14 protein-coding genes are annotated in these 14,300 nt (G+C 68.2%); 13 read left to right on the top strand and 1 reads right to left on the bottom strand.

Going from position 1 to position 14,300, the window contains the following annotated elements:
- The first annotated feature begins 5 nt into the window (after positions 1-5).
- From FHS47_RS09050 to FHS47_RS08990, 13 genes are all read left to right on the top strand, one after another.
- Positions 6-1,232 (top strand): beta-ketoacyl-ACP synthase, encoded by a 1,227-nt coding sequence (locus FHS47_RS09050; RefSeq protein ID WP_167025912.1) that lies wholly within the window; start codon positions 6-8, stop codon positions 1,230-1,232.
- Positions 1,232-2,458: a beta-ketoacyl-[acyl-carrier-protein] synthase family protein gene (locus FHS47_RS09045; RefSeq protein ID WP_167025909.1), complete on the top strand. Its 1,227-nt coding sequence runs from the start codon at positions 1,232-1,234 to the stop codon at positions 2,456-2,458. Before FHS47_RS09050 ends, FHS47_RS09045 begins: the two co-directional genes overlap by 1 nt.
- Positions 2,455-3,180: a beta-ketoacyl synthase chain length factor gene (locus FHS47_RS09040; protein ID WP_208381881.1), complete on the top strand. Its 726-nt coding sequence runs from the start codon at positions 2,455-2,457 to the stop codon at positions 3,178-3,180. Before FHS47_RS09045 ends, FHS47_RS09040 begins: the two co-directional genes overlap by 4 nt.
- Positions 3,141-3,941 (top strand): lysophospholipid acyltransferase family protein, encoded by an 801-nt coding sequence (locus tag FHS47_RS09035; protein WP_208381880.1) that lies wholly within the window; start codon positions 3,141-3,143, stop codon positions 3,939-3,941. Before FHS47_RS09040 ends, FHS47_RS09035 begins: the two co-directional genes overlap by 40 nt.
- Positions 3,938-4,201, top strand: coding sequence for a phosphopantetheine-binding protein (locus tag FHS47_RS09030; protein ID WP_167025907.1), 264 nt, complete (start codon positions 3,938-3,940; stop codon positions 4,199-4,201). Before FHS47_RS09035 ends, FHS47_RS09030 begins: the two co-directional genes overlap by 4 nt.
- Positions 4,189-5,361 (top strand): hypothetical protein, encoded by a 1,173-nt coding sequence (locus tag FHS47_RS19580; RefSeq protein ID WP_208381879.1) that lies wholly within the window; start codon positions 4,189-4,191, stop codon positions 5,359-5,361. The genes FHS47_RS09030 and FHS47_RS19580 overlap by 13 nt, the downstream gene beginning before the upstream one ends.
- Positions 5,354-6,307: a glycosyl transferase gene (locus tag FHS47_RS09020; RefSeq protein WP_167025904.1), complete on the top strand. Its 954-nt coding sequence runs from the start codon at positions 5,354-5,356 to the stop codon at positions 6,305-6,307. The genes FHS47_RS19580 and FHS47_RS09020 overlap by 8 nt, the downstream gene beginning before the upstream one ends.
- Complete coding sequence (locus FHS47_RS09015) at positions 6,297-6,755, top strand: acyl-CoA thioesterase (RefSeq protein WP_167025902.1); 459 nt, start codon at positions 6,297-6,299, stop codon at positions 6,753-6,755. Before FHS47_RS09020 ends, FHS47_RS09015 begins: the two co-directional genes overlap by 11 nt.
- Positions 6,752-7,474 (top strand): class I SAM-dependent methyltransferase, encoded by a 723-nt coding sequence (locus FHS47_RS09010; protein ID WP_167025899.1) that lies wholly within the window; start codon positions 6,752-6,754, stop codon positions 7,472-7,474. The genes FHS47_RS09015 and FHS47_RS09010 overlap by 4 nt, the downstream gene beginning before the upstream one ends.
- On the top strand, positions 7,471-8,649 hold the full coding sequence (locus tag FHS47_RS09005) for a beta-ketoacyl-ACP synthase (RefSeq protein WP_167025896.1): 1,179 nt from the start codon (positions 7,471-7,473) through the stop codon (positions 8,647-8,649). The genes FHS47_RS09010 and FHS47_RS09005 overlap by 4 nt, the downstream gene beginning before the upstream one ends.
- A 2-nt stretch (positions 8,650-8,651) precedes the next feature.
- Complete coding sequence (locus tag FHS47_RS09000) at positions 8,652-9,119, top strand: hotdog family protein (protein WP_208381878.1); 468 nt, start codon at positions 8,652-8,654, stop codon at positions 9,117-9,119.
- Positions 9,116-9,844: a 3-oxoacyl-ACP reductase FabG gene (gene fabG / locus FHS47_RS08995; RefSeq protein WP_167025893.1), complete on the top strand. Its 729-nt coding sequence runs from the start codon at positions 9,116-9,118 to the stop codon at positions 9,842-9,844. Before FHS47_RS09000 ends, fabG begins: the two co-directional genes overlap by 4 nt.
- Before the next feature lie 121 nt (positions 9,845-9,965).
- A complete protein-coding gene (locus tag FHS47_RS08990; protein WP_167025890.1) occupies positions 9,966-11,123 on the top strand; it encodes an isovaleryl-CoA dehydrogenase in 1,158 nt (385 codons plus the stop codon).
- A gap of 152 nt (positions 11,124-11,275) precedes the next feature.
- On the opposite strand, the gene FHS47_RS08985 is transcribed toward FHS47_RS08990, so the two are convergent.
- The gene (locus tag FHS47_RS08985) at positions 11,276-14,086 is read right to left on the bottom strand and encodes an autotransporter serine protease (protein WP_167025887.1); all 2,811 of its coding nucleotides are present in this window, start codon (positions 14,084-14,086) and stop codon (positions 11,276-11,278) included.
- Between the last annotated feature and the right edge of the window lie 214 nt (positions 14,087-14,300).

Genomic DNA, 14,300 nt, shown 5'->3' with positions numbered 1-14,300 from the left:
GCGGCATGAAGCGCGTCGTCGTCACCGGCATCGGCGGCATCACGCCGCTCGGCCACGACTGGGCCACCATCGAGGCGCGGTTGCGCCGCTTTCGCAACGCCGTGCGCCGCATGGGCGAATGGGATTATTTCGACAAGCTCAACGGGCGACTGGGCGCGCCGGTGGACGACTTCCTCCTGCCGCTGCACTGGTCGCGCAAGCACGTGCGCTCCATGGGCCGCGTGGCCCAGTTGGCCGTCGCGGCCAGTGAACGCGCCCTGGCGGACGCCGGCCTGCTCGGCGACGAGCGCATCGCGGACGGCCGCATGGGTGTGGCGTACGGTTCGTCGGGCGGCAGCATCGAGCCGGCGCGCACCGTCGGCCACATGCTGGAAACCGGATCGATGCAGGGCGTGACCGCCACCAGTTACATCCAGATGATGGCGCACACCACGGCGGTGAACGTGGGCGTGTTCTTCGGTCTGAAGGGCCGCGTGATCACCACGTCCAGCGCATGCACGTCGGGTAGCCAGGCCATCGGTTACGGCTACGAGTCGATCCAGCAGGGCAAGCAGGCGCTGATGCTGTGCGGGGGCGCGGAGGAACTCTCCGGGCCGGGCGCGGCGGTATTCGACACGCTGTTCGCTACCAGCACACGCAACGACACCCCGCAGCTCACGCCGCGTCCCTTCGACGCGGGCCGCGACGGCCTCGTCGTCGGCGAGGGCGCCACCACGTTGATCCTCGAAGAATACGAACACGCCGTGGCACGCGGCGCGCGCATCTATGCCGAGATCGTCGGCTTCGGCACCAATTCGGATGGCGCGCACATCACACAGCCCACGCGCGAGACCATGGCCGCGGCGATGCGCATGGCCCTCGCCGACGCGAACCTTCCGCCCGACGCCATCGGTTACGTGAGCGCGCACGGCACCGCCACCGATCGCGGCGACGTGGCGGAAAGCCACGCCACCGCGGATGTGCTCGGCAGCGGAACGCCCATCAGCTCGATGAAGAGCTACGTGGGCCATACGCTGGGCGCCTGCGGCGCGCTCGAAGCATGGTGGGCCATCGAGATGATGCGCGGTGGCTGGTTCGCGCCCACGATCAATCTCGAGACGCCCGACCCGGAGTGCGCGCCACTGGATTACCTCGCGGGCGAAGGACGCGAGATCCGCACCGACTACGTGATGAACAACAACTTCGCGTTCGGAGGCATCAACACGTCGCTGATCTTCAAGGCGCAGCGTTGATGCGGCGAGTGGTCGTCACCGGCATGGGCGCGGTGTCCTGCCTGGGCGCGGGACGAAAGGCCCTGTTCGATGGCCTCCGCGTCGGCCGCGCCGGGTTCCGCGCCATGGCCGACTTCGCCGCGCTGGGCATGCGTTGCCAGGTGGCGGCGCCGGCCGATACCTCGGGCCTCGAACCGCCGCCGCGCAAGCTTCGCCGCTACCTGCCGCAGGCCGCGGAGTTCGCGTGGCATGCCACGACGGAAGCACTGGCGGAAGCAGGACTGGACGCCGATCGCGTGCGCGAGCGCGACGTCGGCATCGTGATGGGCGGTGCCGCGGCGCTCAGCGAATACGAGGCCGGCCTGGATGTCTTCCACGCCAAGGGCATTTCCCGCCTCTCGCCGTTCATCGTGCCGCGCAGCATGGGCAGCGCCGTATCGGCCACGCTGACGCACGCCTTCGGGTTCGGGGGGCGTGGCTTCACGGTGGGTTCCGCATGCACCAGCGCCACGCATGCCATCGGACAGGCCATGGAGCTGATCCAGCTCGGACGACAGGACGTCGTGGTGTGCGGCGGCGCGGAGGAACTGCACGACAAGGCGGCCATGTGTTTCGACGTGATGAATGCGCTCTCGACCGCGAGCGTCGTCGGCACACGCGTCTCCACGCCTTACGCGGCCGATCGCGACGGCATCCTCCTTGGCGGCGGTGCCGGCGTGCTGGTCCTCGAATCGCTGGAGCATGCACGGGCGCGCGGCGCGACCATCCTCGCGGAAATCGCGGGCTACGGCGCGGCCTCCGACCCCGACGGCATGATCGGCCCCGCTGCCGACGGCATGGCCGAAGCCATGCACCAGGCCATCGACCTGGCCGGCATCATGCCGGACTACGTGAACACGCATGCCTGTGCCACCGTGGCGGGCGATCTCGCCGAGTGGGATGCGCTGCGGCGTGTCTTCGGCGACCGTGGCGTCGACGTACCGCCCATGTCGTCCATCAAGGGACTCATCGGACATGCGCCGGCAGCCGCCGGGGCGCTGGACGCCATCGCCTCGATCGCCATGATGGCGGAAGGCGTGCTGCTCGGCGGTGCGACGCCGGCCGTGCGCGACCCCGCGTTCGCGGACGCGCCCCTCGTCGAGGGCGAGCTTGCCCTGCGGATCGACAGCGTGTTGTCGAACAACTTCGGCTTCGGCGGAAGCTGCGCCGCCCTGCTGATCCGGCGCCACGACGAGGCATCGGCATGATGGAATTCGCCGTCGACGCCTGGCGAGCATGGGCCCCGGGCATGGAAGACGACACGGCATGGGCGGCCTGGTGCGCCGCGCCGCATGCGATCGTCGACAACGGCGAGCAACCCGCGTGCGAATTCGTGCCGCCGATGCAGCGTCGCCGCCTGAGCCGATTGGCGCGCATTGTCATGCATGCGGCATGGCCACTGTGCGGCGACGACGAACAACTTCCCTTCGTGTTCGCCTCGCGCCACGGCGAGACCACGCGCACGTTCGCCATGCTCGACGAGATCGGCCGGAACGCGCCGCTCTCTCCCACCCAGTTCGGCCTGTCCGTGCACAACGCCATCGCCGGGCAATGGTCCATCCTGCGCGGACAGCGCGGCGAATCGGTGGCGATCGCCGGCGAGGCGGACACCTTCGAGCATGCCATCGTCGAGGCCGCCGCCCTGCTGGGCGACGGCCTGCCCGCGGCGATCGTCGTGGTCGCGGAGGAACGTCCGGCTCCGGCCTACGACGGCCACATCGACGACGTGCCCTTCTCCTATGCACTGGCATTGCGGCTGTCCCTCGCGGGGAACGGGCCGCGCTGGCGCCTCTCGCTCGCGGCGAACGACGGTGCCGCGCCGGTAGCGGGTGTGCCTCACGCCTTGCGCTTCGTCCGTGCCCTGCACGACGGTGCGCCACTGGATCACCCATGGAAGACACGACGATGGCATTGGCAGCCGAGCGCCTGACCCGCCGCGACGCCTGGGCATGGCGCTTCGTCTGCACCGCGCTCAGCTTCGCGCTATTCGGCATCGGCGGTGTGCTGCTGCGCGTGCTGATCCTGCCCGTGGTGCTGCACCTGCCCGGCCCCGCTGCGGTGCGCCGCCGGCGCGCGCGCCGCACCGTCGGCCGCGCCTTCTGGCTGCACTCGCAGTTCATGTACCGCACCGGCGTGCTCGACTACCGCTTCGAAGGACTGGAGCGGCTGGGCCGACCCGGCCAGATGATCGTCGCGAACCATCCGTCGCTCATCGACGTGGTATTCCTCATCGGACACGTTCCCGACGCAAACTGCATCGTCAAGCACAGCCTCTGGAAGAATCCATGCATGCGCGGCCCGGTACGCGTCGCCCAATACATCAGCAACGACGGCAGTGCGGAGATGCTTGAGCGTGCCGCCGATGTATTGCGGGAAGGCCAGACGCTGATCGTCTTCCCCGAGGGCACCCGCACCACGCCGGGCAAGCCGCCGGCCTTCCACCGTGGCGCGGCAGCCATCGCGGTGCGCGGTGCGCATACCATCACGCCCGTGTTCATCACCGTTCGCCCCACCACGCTCACCAAGGCGGAGCCGTGGTACCGCATTCCGTATCGCCGCGTGCAGATGGAGCTGCGGGTGGGCGAGGATATTGCCGTGGCCGACTTCAGCGAAGGGGTGCCCGCGCCGATAGCCTCTCGCCGCATCAACGAACACCTGCACGCCCTTTACGCCAGGGAACTCATGGCATGACCGATCTCGAACGCGACATTGCCCGGCTGATCATCGACACGCTGGCGCTCGAGCACCTGACGGTGGACGACATCGCCGCCGACCAGCCGCTGTTCGGCCAGGGGCTGGGCCTGGATTCGGTGGACGCGCTGGAACTCGCCCTCGCGCTGCAGAACCGCTACGGCTTGCGCATTGCGTCCGACTCGCGCGAAGCACGGCGGCACTTCGAAACCGTGCGCAGCCTGGCGCTGTACGTGGAGGGTTCGTCGTGCGCCGGCTGAGCGACCTGATCCTGGTCGTCGTGGGGGTGCTCTACCCCTTCATCGTGTATTTCGGCACCGACCATGTATCCACGCCCGTCTTCGGCCTGATCCTCGGCGCGCTGTGGCTCGTGCGCGCCCCGGCCCTGCTGCGCCAGCCGGGCGGCCGCTGGATGCTCGCCGTCACCCTCGTCTATTGCGTCGTGCTCGCGTTCGGTGGCGAAGAACACCTGCTGCGCTGGTACCCCAGCCTGATCTGCGGCCTGCTGCTCGCCGCGTTCGGACTCAGCCTGAAGTTCGGTCCACCGATCATCGAGCGCATCGCGCGCGTGAGCGAACCGGACCTTCCGCCGGTCGCCGTGCGCTACACGCGTCGCGTCACCTGGGTGTGGGTGGCCTTCTTCGCGTTGAATGGCACCGTGTCGGGCCTGCTCGCCGAATGGGGGCCGCTGTCGTGGTGGACCTTCTACAACGGCATCCTCGCCTATTCCGTCATGGGCGCCCTGTTCGTGGGTGAATGGATCCTGCGCCAGCGACTGCGCCGAAGGATCAACAAGGCCCCGATGGACGCCGCGGCCGCGCGTCTCGCCTCGCACCCCTGGGTCTCCGGCGCGGCAGGCGGCTACGCGGGGAAGCTCGGCCCCGGCATGGTCGTGGCGCTGTCGCCTGTCGGCCGCACCGCATTGCTGCGGCACGGCCGCGCCGGGCTGGTGAACGAACTGGGCCAGCATGCCGCTGGCGACGACGCCCTCTCCACACCGCTGGTGTGGCGATTCGTCCACGCCTTGCCGGAGCCGGCGGATGTCGATGCCCTCTTGCGCGCCCCCCTTCCGGCCACCGCCACGGTGCTCGACGAACGGCGCGACGGCGACACGCACGTATTCGAGCTGGAGCTGCCACTCGATCTGGCCTGCTTCGCCGAGCATTTTCCCGACGCGCCTGTCCTTCCCGGGGTGGTGCAGGTGGCGTGGGTCGTGGATTTCGCCGCGTCGCGCCTGGGGACGCCGAAAACCTGCCGGGCCATCGACGGCATGAAATTCCAGCGTCTCCTGCGCCCCGGCGATCGCGTGCGGCTCACGCTGCGTCACGACGTCGAGCGTGGGCGACTGCACTTCGCCTATCAGTCGGGCGATGCCCCCGTGTCCTCGGCGCACCTGCGGCTGGAGGGTTCCCATGGCTGATTCCGCCACGGCCGCGCACTGGGCGGAACAAAGGGAGCGAGGCAGCTTCCTCGGGATCAAGCTCACGGCCATCGCGGTGCGGGTGCTGGGACGGCGTGCGGTCACGCCCGTGATCTGGCTGATCGTGCTGTATTTCTTCGTCACCGGACGGGCCGCGCGCCGCAACGTGGCGGAGTACCAGGCGCGGCTTGCCGCATGGAGCGGACGCGGCGACCTCTTCCCACGTTCGCGCGCCGTGTTCGCGCAATACCGCGCTTTCGGCGAATGCATGCTCGACCGTTTCGATGTCTGGCGCGGCAAGTTGCGCCTGTCGTCGGTGGACATGGACGACCCGGACGGCGTACGCGACGCGCTGCTCGCCGGCGGCCGTGGCCAGATCCTCGTCTGCACGCACCTGGGCAATCTCGATGTCTGCCGCGCCATGGCGGAAGTAGGCGAAGGCGTGGCGCTCAATGTGCTCATGCACCTTCCGAACGCGGCGCACTTCAACCGGCTGCTCGGCGAATCGGGCGACAAGCGCCTGCGCCTGATGCACGTGGGCGACCTCGACACGGCCGCCATGCTGGAACTGTCGCAACGACTCGAGCGCGGCGAGTGGATCGCCATCGCCGGCGACCGTGTGCCCGTGCACGGCGGCCGCGCGATCGACACCGATTTCCTGGGCGCCCCTGCGCCCTTCCCCCAGGGGCCCTGGCTGATGGCGGCGATGCTGCGCTGTCCGGTGAACCTGGTGTGCTGCCTGAAGCACGGTGGCCGCTACCGCATCCATCTGCGGCGGTTCGACGATGCCGCAGGCTGGGAGCGCACACGGCGCGAGGCCACCATCCGGTCGGCCGTGGCACGATACGCGGCGTGGCTGGCGGACCATTGCCTCGCGGCTCCGCTGCAATGGTTCAACTTCCATCCCTACTGGCACGACACGAAGGAAGCCTCCCATGCGCGCTAAGGGTGTGCACGCCACGGAAATCGACGTCACCGTGCCGTTCTTCGATGTGGATTCCATGGAGGTGGTCTGGCACGGCCACTACGTGAAGTACCTCGAAGTGGCGCGCTGCGCCCTGCTCGACGAACTCGGGCACAACTATGTGCGGATGAAGGAAACCGGTTATGCATGGCCGATCATCGACCTGCAGCTGCGCTATGCGCGCCCGGCCCGATTCGGCCAGACACTGGTGGTGCGCGCCGAACTCGTCGAATGGCGTAACCGCCTGAAGATCCATTACACCCTGAGCGATGCCGCCACCGGCGAGCGCCTCACCCGCGCCAGCACCATCCAGGTGGCGGTGCGGCTTGCAGACGGCGAGATGCAGCTGGTTTCGCCCGCCGTTTTCGTCGACGACGTGGAGCGTCATCTCGCATCGTCGCTCCCCCGTTCCACCGGACCCACGCCATGAAGTACGCCAGCGCCACCTATGTCGAGGAAACCCGCATCGGTTTCGTCTTCCTGCGCACCCATACCTGGCAACACCACGTATTGCGCGTGGCCATCAACGACCTGAAGCGTCTCGTGGGCGAACCGCTCCCGCAGGGCGGCACACTGCTCGACGTGGGCTGTGGCCAGGGCCGTTCCTTCCGCCTGCTGCGCGACGCCTTCGCTCCGCAGAAGCTGGTAGGACTGGATGCGGACCCGCACAGCGTGGCGCTCTCGCGCCAGGAAGCCGAACGGGAAGGCATCGACGCCACGGTGCTGCTCGCCGACTGTGCCCGCATCGATCTGCCGGACGCGAGCGTGGATATCCTGTTCTGCCACCAGACCTTCCACCACCTGGTGGAACAGGAAAGCGCGCTCGACGAATTCTGGCGTGTGCTGAAGCCGGGCGGGCTCTTGCTCTTCGCCGAGTCGACGAAGGCCTATATCGACACCTGGGTCATCCGCTGGTTCTTCCGCCACCCCATGCACGTGCAGAAGAGCGCGGACGAATACCTGGCGATGCTGCGCGGACGCGGGTTCGCATTCGACCAAGCCAATGTGTCGCTGCCCTACCTGTGGTGGAGCCGCGCCAAGGACTTCGGCCTGCTGGAACGCTGGGGCATCAAGGCCCCGCCGCCGCCCGGCAAGCGCGAAGAGACGCTCGTCAACGTCGCAGCGCGCAAGCCTCTCGCGCACGCATGAAAACGTACCTCAACGCACTGGGCGTTGCGTGCTCGCTCGGCGTGGGCAAGGAGGCCGTCGCGGACGCCCTCTTCGCCGCCGAGGCGCACGGCCTGCCGTCGCTCGCCGGCTGGGTGCCGGACCGGGTATCACCCCTCGGCGCCGTGCAGGAACCACTGCCGGCGATGCCGCCCGGGCTCGCGCATCGCAACACGCGAAACAACCGCCTTCTGCTGCTCGCCGCGCAGGAAATCGAAGCCGATGTCCGCGCCGCCATCGCACGCTTCGGCACAGCGAGGGTCGGCGTGGTCATCGGCACCAGCACCACCGGTATCGAAGAGGCGACAGGGAACATCGCGGCGCGTGGAACGACAGGCCGGTGGCCGGAAGGGTACCGCTATGCGGACCAGGAACTCGGTGCACCGGCCGCGTTCCTCGCGGAGTGGCTCGATATCGCCGGCCCTTGCTATGGCATTTCCACCGCGTGCACCTCGGGTGCGCGCGCCTTGCTGAGTGCGCGCCGGCTGCTTCGGCTCGGCTTGTGCGACGCGGTGCTCTGCGGCGGCGCCGACACGCTGTGCCGCCTTGCGACCCACGGCTTCCATGCACTGGAGGCCACATCGTCCGAACGCTGCCTGCCCTTCTCCGGTTCGCGCCGCGGCATCAACATCGGCGAGGCCGCCGCGCTCTTCCTCATGACCCGCGACGAGGCGCCGGTGGCCTTCCTCGGCGGCGGTGCCAGCTCCGATGCCTACCATATGTCGTCGCCCGAGCCCGAGGGGCGCGGCGCGGTCGAAGCGATGCGCCGCGCGCTCGCCGCGGCGGGCATCGGTGCGGAAGCCATCGATTACGTGAACCTGCACGGCACCGCCACCGAACACAACGACGCGATGGAAAGCCGCGCAGTGGCGGACATGTTCGCGCGCCCGGTGCCCTGCTCGTCCACGAAGGGCCTTACCGGCCACACGCTCGGCGCCGCCGGCGCACTGGAGGCCGCGTTCTGCTGGCTTGCCCTTAAGGACAGCCGCCGCCGGCTGCCGCCACATGTATGGGACGGTGTGCCCGATGCGGCCCTGCCGTCCCTGGCCTTCACCCGGGCGGGCGACACCTTGCCGGAGGGACGGCGGCACCTCATGAGCAATTCCTTCGCGTTCGGCGGCAACAATGCCAGCCTCGTCTTCGCCGGGGGCACCTGAGCATGTGGCCGATCGAAAAGCTCCTGCCGCATGCGGGGCGCATGATCCTGCTCGACCGTGTGGTGTCGTGGGAACCGGAACACATCATCTGCGAGCGCACGGTGCGGCGCGGCGACGCCTTCGTCGAGGCCGGCGGGCTGCCTGCCTGGGCCGGCGTGGAACTGATGGCGCAGGCCATCGCAGCCTGGAACGGCTGGCAGGTGCTTGCCGCCGGTGGAGACGTGCGTCCGGGTTTCCTGCTCGGCACGCGCGCCTATCGCGCCGACGCCGACATCTTCCCCATCGGGGCGAAACTCGTGGTTGAAGCGGTGCGCAGTTTCCACGACGAGGACGGCATGGGCGCCTTCGCGTGCCGCATCGACGCGCCGGGTGTGCACGCCGAAGCCCGCCTCACCGTTTTCAGCCCGCCGGATCCCGGGCCGTACCTCGATCCGCGCAACAGCCTCGATCCCAAGGGAACCGCCACATGACCGACACCGTCCTCGTCACCGGCTCCAGCCGCGGCATCGGCCGCGCCATCGCGCTCGAACTCTGCGACGCCGGCTACGACATCGTGCTGCATTGCCGCTCGCGCCGCGACGAAGCCGAAGCCGTGCAGGCCGACATCGCCACCCGGGGCCGCAACGCGCGCATCGTCCAGTTCGACATCTCCGACCGCGCCGCTTCCGCGGCGGCACTGGAAGCCGACATCGCGGCCCATGGCGCCTACTACGGCGTGGTCTGCAATGCCGGCCTCACCCGCGACGGCGCGTTTCCCGCCCTTACCGCGGACGACTGGGACCAGGTGCTGCGCACCAACCTCGACGGCTTCTACAACGTGCTGCATCCGCTGGTGATGCCGATGATCCGCCGCCGCGCCGCCGGCCGCATCGTCTGCATCACCTCGGTGTCCGGCCTCGTGGGCAATCGGGGACAGGTGAACTACAGCGCCTCGAAGGCGGGCGTGATCGGTGCCGCGAAGGCGCTCGCCGTGGAACTGGCCAAGCGAAAGATCACCGTGAACTGCGTCGCGCCCGGCCTCATCGACACCGACATGCTGGAACCGGAAGTGCCGGTGGAACAGATCCTCAAGGCGATCCCGATGGAACGCACCGGCACGCCGGAGGAAGTGGCGGCGGCGGTACGCTTCCTGATGAGCCCGCAGGCGGGCTACATCACCCGGCAGGTGCTGGCCGTCAACGGCGGGCTCTGCTGAAAACAGCCAACGCCGCCGCCTGGCGGTGCGCCATGGCACGATTGCTGCGTCGCGCCGTGGCTTGGCCCGCCCGGCACGCTACGATGGGCCGTTTTTCCCCGCCTTTCCGGAGCTTTGCAGCATGCGCCCCTTTTCCCTCGGTGAAGACCTCGACCTGCTGCGCGAAAGCGTCCACGCTTTCGCCGAAAAGGAGATCGCGCCGCGGGCCGACCGCATCGACCGCGAGAACGTGTTCCCGGAAGACCTCTGGCGCAAGTTCGGCGACATGGGGCTGCTCGGCGTCACCATTCCGGAGGAGTTCGGCGGCTCCGGCCTGGGCTTCCTTGCGCACATGATCGCCATGGAGGAAATCTCCCGCGCATCGGCATCCGTAGGGCTGTCCTACGGCGCGCACTCGAACCTGTGCGTGCAGAACATCTACCACAACGGCAACGACGCCCAGCGCCGCAAGTACCTCCCCAAGCTCGCCAGCGGCGAATGGGTGGGCGCGCTCGCCATGAGCGAACCCGGTGCCGGTTCCGACGTGGTGGGTTCGATGAGCTGCCACGCCGAGCTGGTCGGCGACACCTGGGTGGCCAACGGCTCGAAGATGTGGATCACCAACGGCCCCGACGCCGACGTGCTGCTGGTTTACATGCGCACGGCGCCCCGCCCCGCCGGCAGCCGCTGCATGACCGCCTTCATCGTCGAGAAAGGCATGAAGGGCTTTACCACCGCACAGAAGCTGGACAAGCTGGGCATGCGCGGTTCCAACACCTGCGAACTGGTGTTCGACAACTGCGAGATCCCCGCCGAGAACGTGGTGGGCGAGGTGAACGAAGGCGTACGCGTGCTCATGGGCGGCCTGGACACCGAGCGCCTGGTGCTGTCGGGTGGCCCCATCGGCATCATGCAGGCGGCGGTGGACCTCGTGCTGCCGTACGTGCGGGAGCGCAAGCAGTTCAACGCACCCATCGGCACCTTCGGCATGATGCAGGCGAAGGTCGCCGACATGTACACGGCACTGCAATCGTCGCGCGGCTTTGCGTACATGGTGGCGCAGCAGTTCGACAATGGCGTGAAGTCGCGCATCGACCCGGCCGCCTGCCTGCTCAACGCCTCCACCAACGCGGTGAAGGTGGCGCTCGAAGCCATCCAGGCCCTCGGCGGCAACGGCTATATCAACGAATTCCCCGCAGGCCGCCTGCTGCGCGACGCCAAGCTCTACGAGATCGGCGCGGGCACCAACGAAATCCGCCGCATGCTGATCGGCCGCGAGCTGTTCCACGGCAAGTCCTGAGGCTGCCCGCTCTCCCGACATCGTCGACTCTCTGTAGGAGCCGCTATAGCGGCGAGTAGACGGCGCAAGCGATGAAGCGGCGAGGTGCGTCCCTCGCCGCCATGGCGGCTCCTACAGGGAGCGTTGCGCCCCCTGTAGGACGGTTTGCAGCGTTACCAGTTCATCCGGAACGACGCCCGCGCCGAGCGGGAGTGATCGCGATCCGCGAAGCGCTGATCCACGTCGAAACCAAGCTGGGTTTGCTGGCTCATGTCGAGCGACAGGTTCAGCCCGGCGGTGCCTGCGCGGCGGGAAAGACCGATGCCCTCGACGGGCGCCCACTGCGCAAACCCGGTGTACCGGGCGGCGAACACTTCGCCCTTCGTCGCGAACGCGTTCTGCCAGCCCAGCTTCGCGTTGAGCTGAAGCTTGCCCATCGACGTCAACCAGGACCCGCCGGCGCGCAAGCCGAAACCGGCCTGCCAGCGTGAGGTGGTGTGTCCGTCGGCCGCGAGGCCGAAGCCGTCGCCGCCGTATTCCTGGAAGCCATCGCGGCGGATGCTCGCGTACTGCACGTTCGCGAACGGCGTGAGAGTGAAGGCACCGGCATTCGTGCGGAAACCCACCTCGCCGTAGGCCGAGTCATAGGTGCCGTTGAGGTCGGTGCCCGCGAACGTCGCCTGGTCGCCAAGGCGCAGCACCCGCTGCATGTCGCCGCGGAAGCTGCCATAGCCCACCTGCCCCACGCCGTACCATTTTTCGCCCCGCGATCCGGCATAGAACATGCCCTGGGTAGCGTGGCTGCGCTGGCGGTCGAAGTTGCCGTTGAGCTGGCCATTGCTGTTCATCTGTGCCACGGCCACGCCGGCAAAGCCGTTGCTGCCCAGGCGAATGTCATGACCCACGAGACCGCCGCCGAGGTTGAACCCGACATTGCCGAACCCGGCACGGCTGAGTCCGCCCTGGTAACCGAGCGACTGCGACCAGGAACCCGAACCGTTCTGGTCGAGATGCGACATCAACGCATCGTTGCCTGCGTCGATACCAGCCAGGGTCACCGCGGTGCCGGCAGCATAGAGCTGGCCCGACAGCGATTCGAGCGACGCCTGCGCCGTCTGCGTGTCGCGCGACTGCTGGATGCCGCCAGCGGCAAGCAGCGTGCCTTGCGCGACACCCGCCGCGGAAACCGGCGAGGACAGGGCCTGGTCGAGTTGCCCAAAGGCGCCGTCCAGGCGCGCGGCCGAGGACACCGCGGCTGCCGACCGCGACATCGTGGCCGACGCCACCTTGACCACGGTGATGGTCGAGGTGTCGATCCAGACGTCCGTCGGCGTGTACTGCAGCGAGGTGGAAAGGAACACACTCGGATCGGTGGAGAGCGAGGCGAACGTACCCGTAACGGTCGCGGCCTGCAGGACCTCCTGGTGCGATGTCTTCACATAGCCGTCGGTCACGCCGGAGACGTGGAAGTCGCCGTCGAGCGTCGCATCGCCTTCGACGATCAGCGGAGCGCCCAGCACCTGGCGAAGCTGCCCGGTGGGCCCTTGCACGAAGTCGCCGCCGATACGCGTGCCCGCGGCCGTCGTCTGCAGCATGCCCTCGTTGGTCACCTTCCCGCCAATGTTGCCTCTGGCAAGCAGCATGCCGGTGGACAGGATGGTCGCGTCGCCAGGGAAAAAACCGGTCGAATCGAGCGTCGCGCCGTTTCCGATCGTGCTGTTGCCGGTGAAGGTGTTGGCGCTGCTCGAAAGCACGAGCGTTCCCGGCCCCTCCACGTTGAAACCACCCTCTCCTGCTACGGGGTTGGAAAAGGTGACCACGTTCTGGTTGAGGTCCACGGGCAGTTCGCCCCAGTCCACCCTGCCAGGACCGAGAATCGCCTTGCCAAGGTTGAGGCGTCCGTAACCGAACACGGGATCGGGACCGGGCGCGCCCAGGTCATCCGCGGTGCCCAGGATGATCTGGCGCACGGCATCTGTCGACAGCGAGGGGAAAACGCCCTTGACGACCGCTGCCGCACCCGATACTTGCGGGGCTGCGAACGAGGTGCCGCTTCCTTCCACGTAGCTCAGGTTCGTGGCGGTCGCCGTAGGGGCAAGCGCCACGATGCTACCTGGGGCTGCCAGGCAATACTTGATGGCGATGCCACAGTGGTTCGAGTACGACGCGATCGTATCGAGGTGATTGCTGTCCAGTGCGACCACGGCAAGCCAGCCGGGTTCCAGCGAGGGACTACGGGCAGGCAAGGCCGCGAGGTCAGAGGGATTGGCCTTTCCGTCGTTGCCCGCTGCGAAAACGTAGAGCACGCCTACCCTGGCCGATGCGTACGCCGCGGAGAAACTGGCCGTCGTGGCGGTATCGCTCGCGTCCCAGTACAGCCCGCCCCAAGAGTTGTTGACGATCGACGCACCTGCGGCAATGACGTCGGCGTTGATGGTGCCGAGCGGATCGGCACTGGTCACCTTGTTGCCTTGGCCCGAACCGTCGTCGGCCGGGGCCTTGTCGGCGATGATGCGCGCCGATACCAGGCTCGCGGACGGCGCCACGCCGCCTGCGAAGTAACCCGTGGCGGTTCCCGCGGCGAGTTCCGCCACGACCGTGCCATGCCCCACCACGTCCTCGACGGCGACGTTGTTCACCGCCGGATCGACATAGACGAGACTCTTCGTCACCTTGCCCGTCAGTGCGGGATTGGTGGTCGTGACACCGGAATCGACGATGGCAATGGTGACGCCGCCACCCTTGGCGCCGGCATCGTGCGCGGGCTGTGTGTTCGTGCCCGAAATCTGCACGTCGGCCGGCACACTGAAGGTCGGCGGTGCGGGTGGTGTGGGCGGCGGAGGCGGCGGGGGTGGCGTCACGATGGCCGGCACGTTGTAGCTCGGCCGGCTACCTCCCCCTCCACCGCCGCAAGCGGTCAGCGTCACACCCACAGCAACAGCCAGCGCGAGTTCGCGCCGACGCGGCATCCTGATCGTATTCACATTGTCCCCCGGCTCGACATCATGTCTGCGCCCGGCCTGCCGGGCGCCCCTGCGCGGATATTGCCACACCTTATTACGAAAAAACTCAAGGCCTGAAGCGGCATGGGCGATCCCCTGCCGGAACCTCCCGCGCCCCCTGCCCTCGGGCCTTTTGCGGCGCCGCAGATTGCCCCTCCCCAGCCCCCGCTGCGATACTCGACGGGTTTTCCGCCCC

It is taken from the genome of Luteibacter sp. SG786 (assembly GCF_011759605.1).
Classification (GTDB): Bacteria; Pseudomonadota; Gammaproteobacteria; order Xanthomonadales; family Rhodanobacteraceae; genus Luteibacter.
Note: the sequence above shows the minus strand (reverse complement) of the source record. Positions and strands in the feature narration are given on the sequence as shown.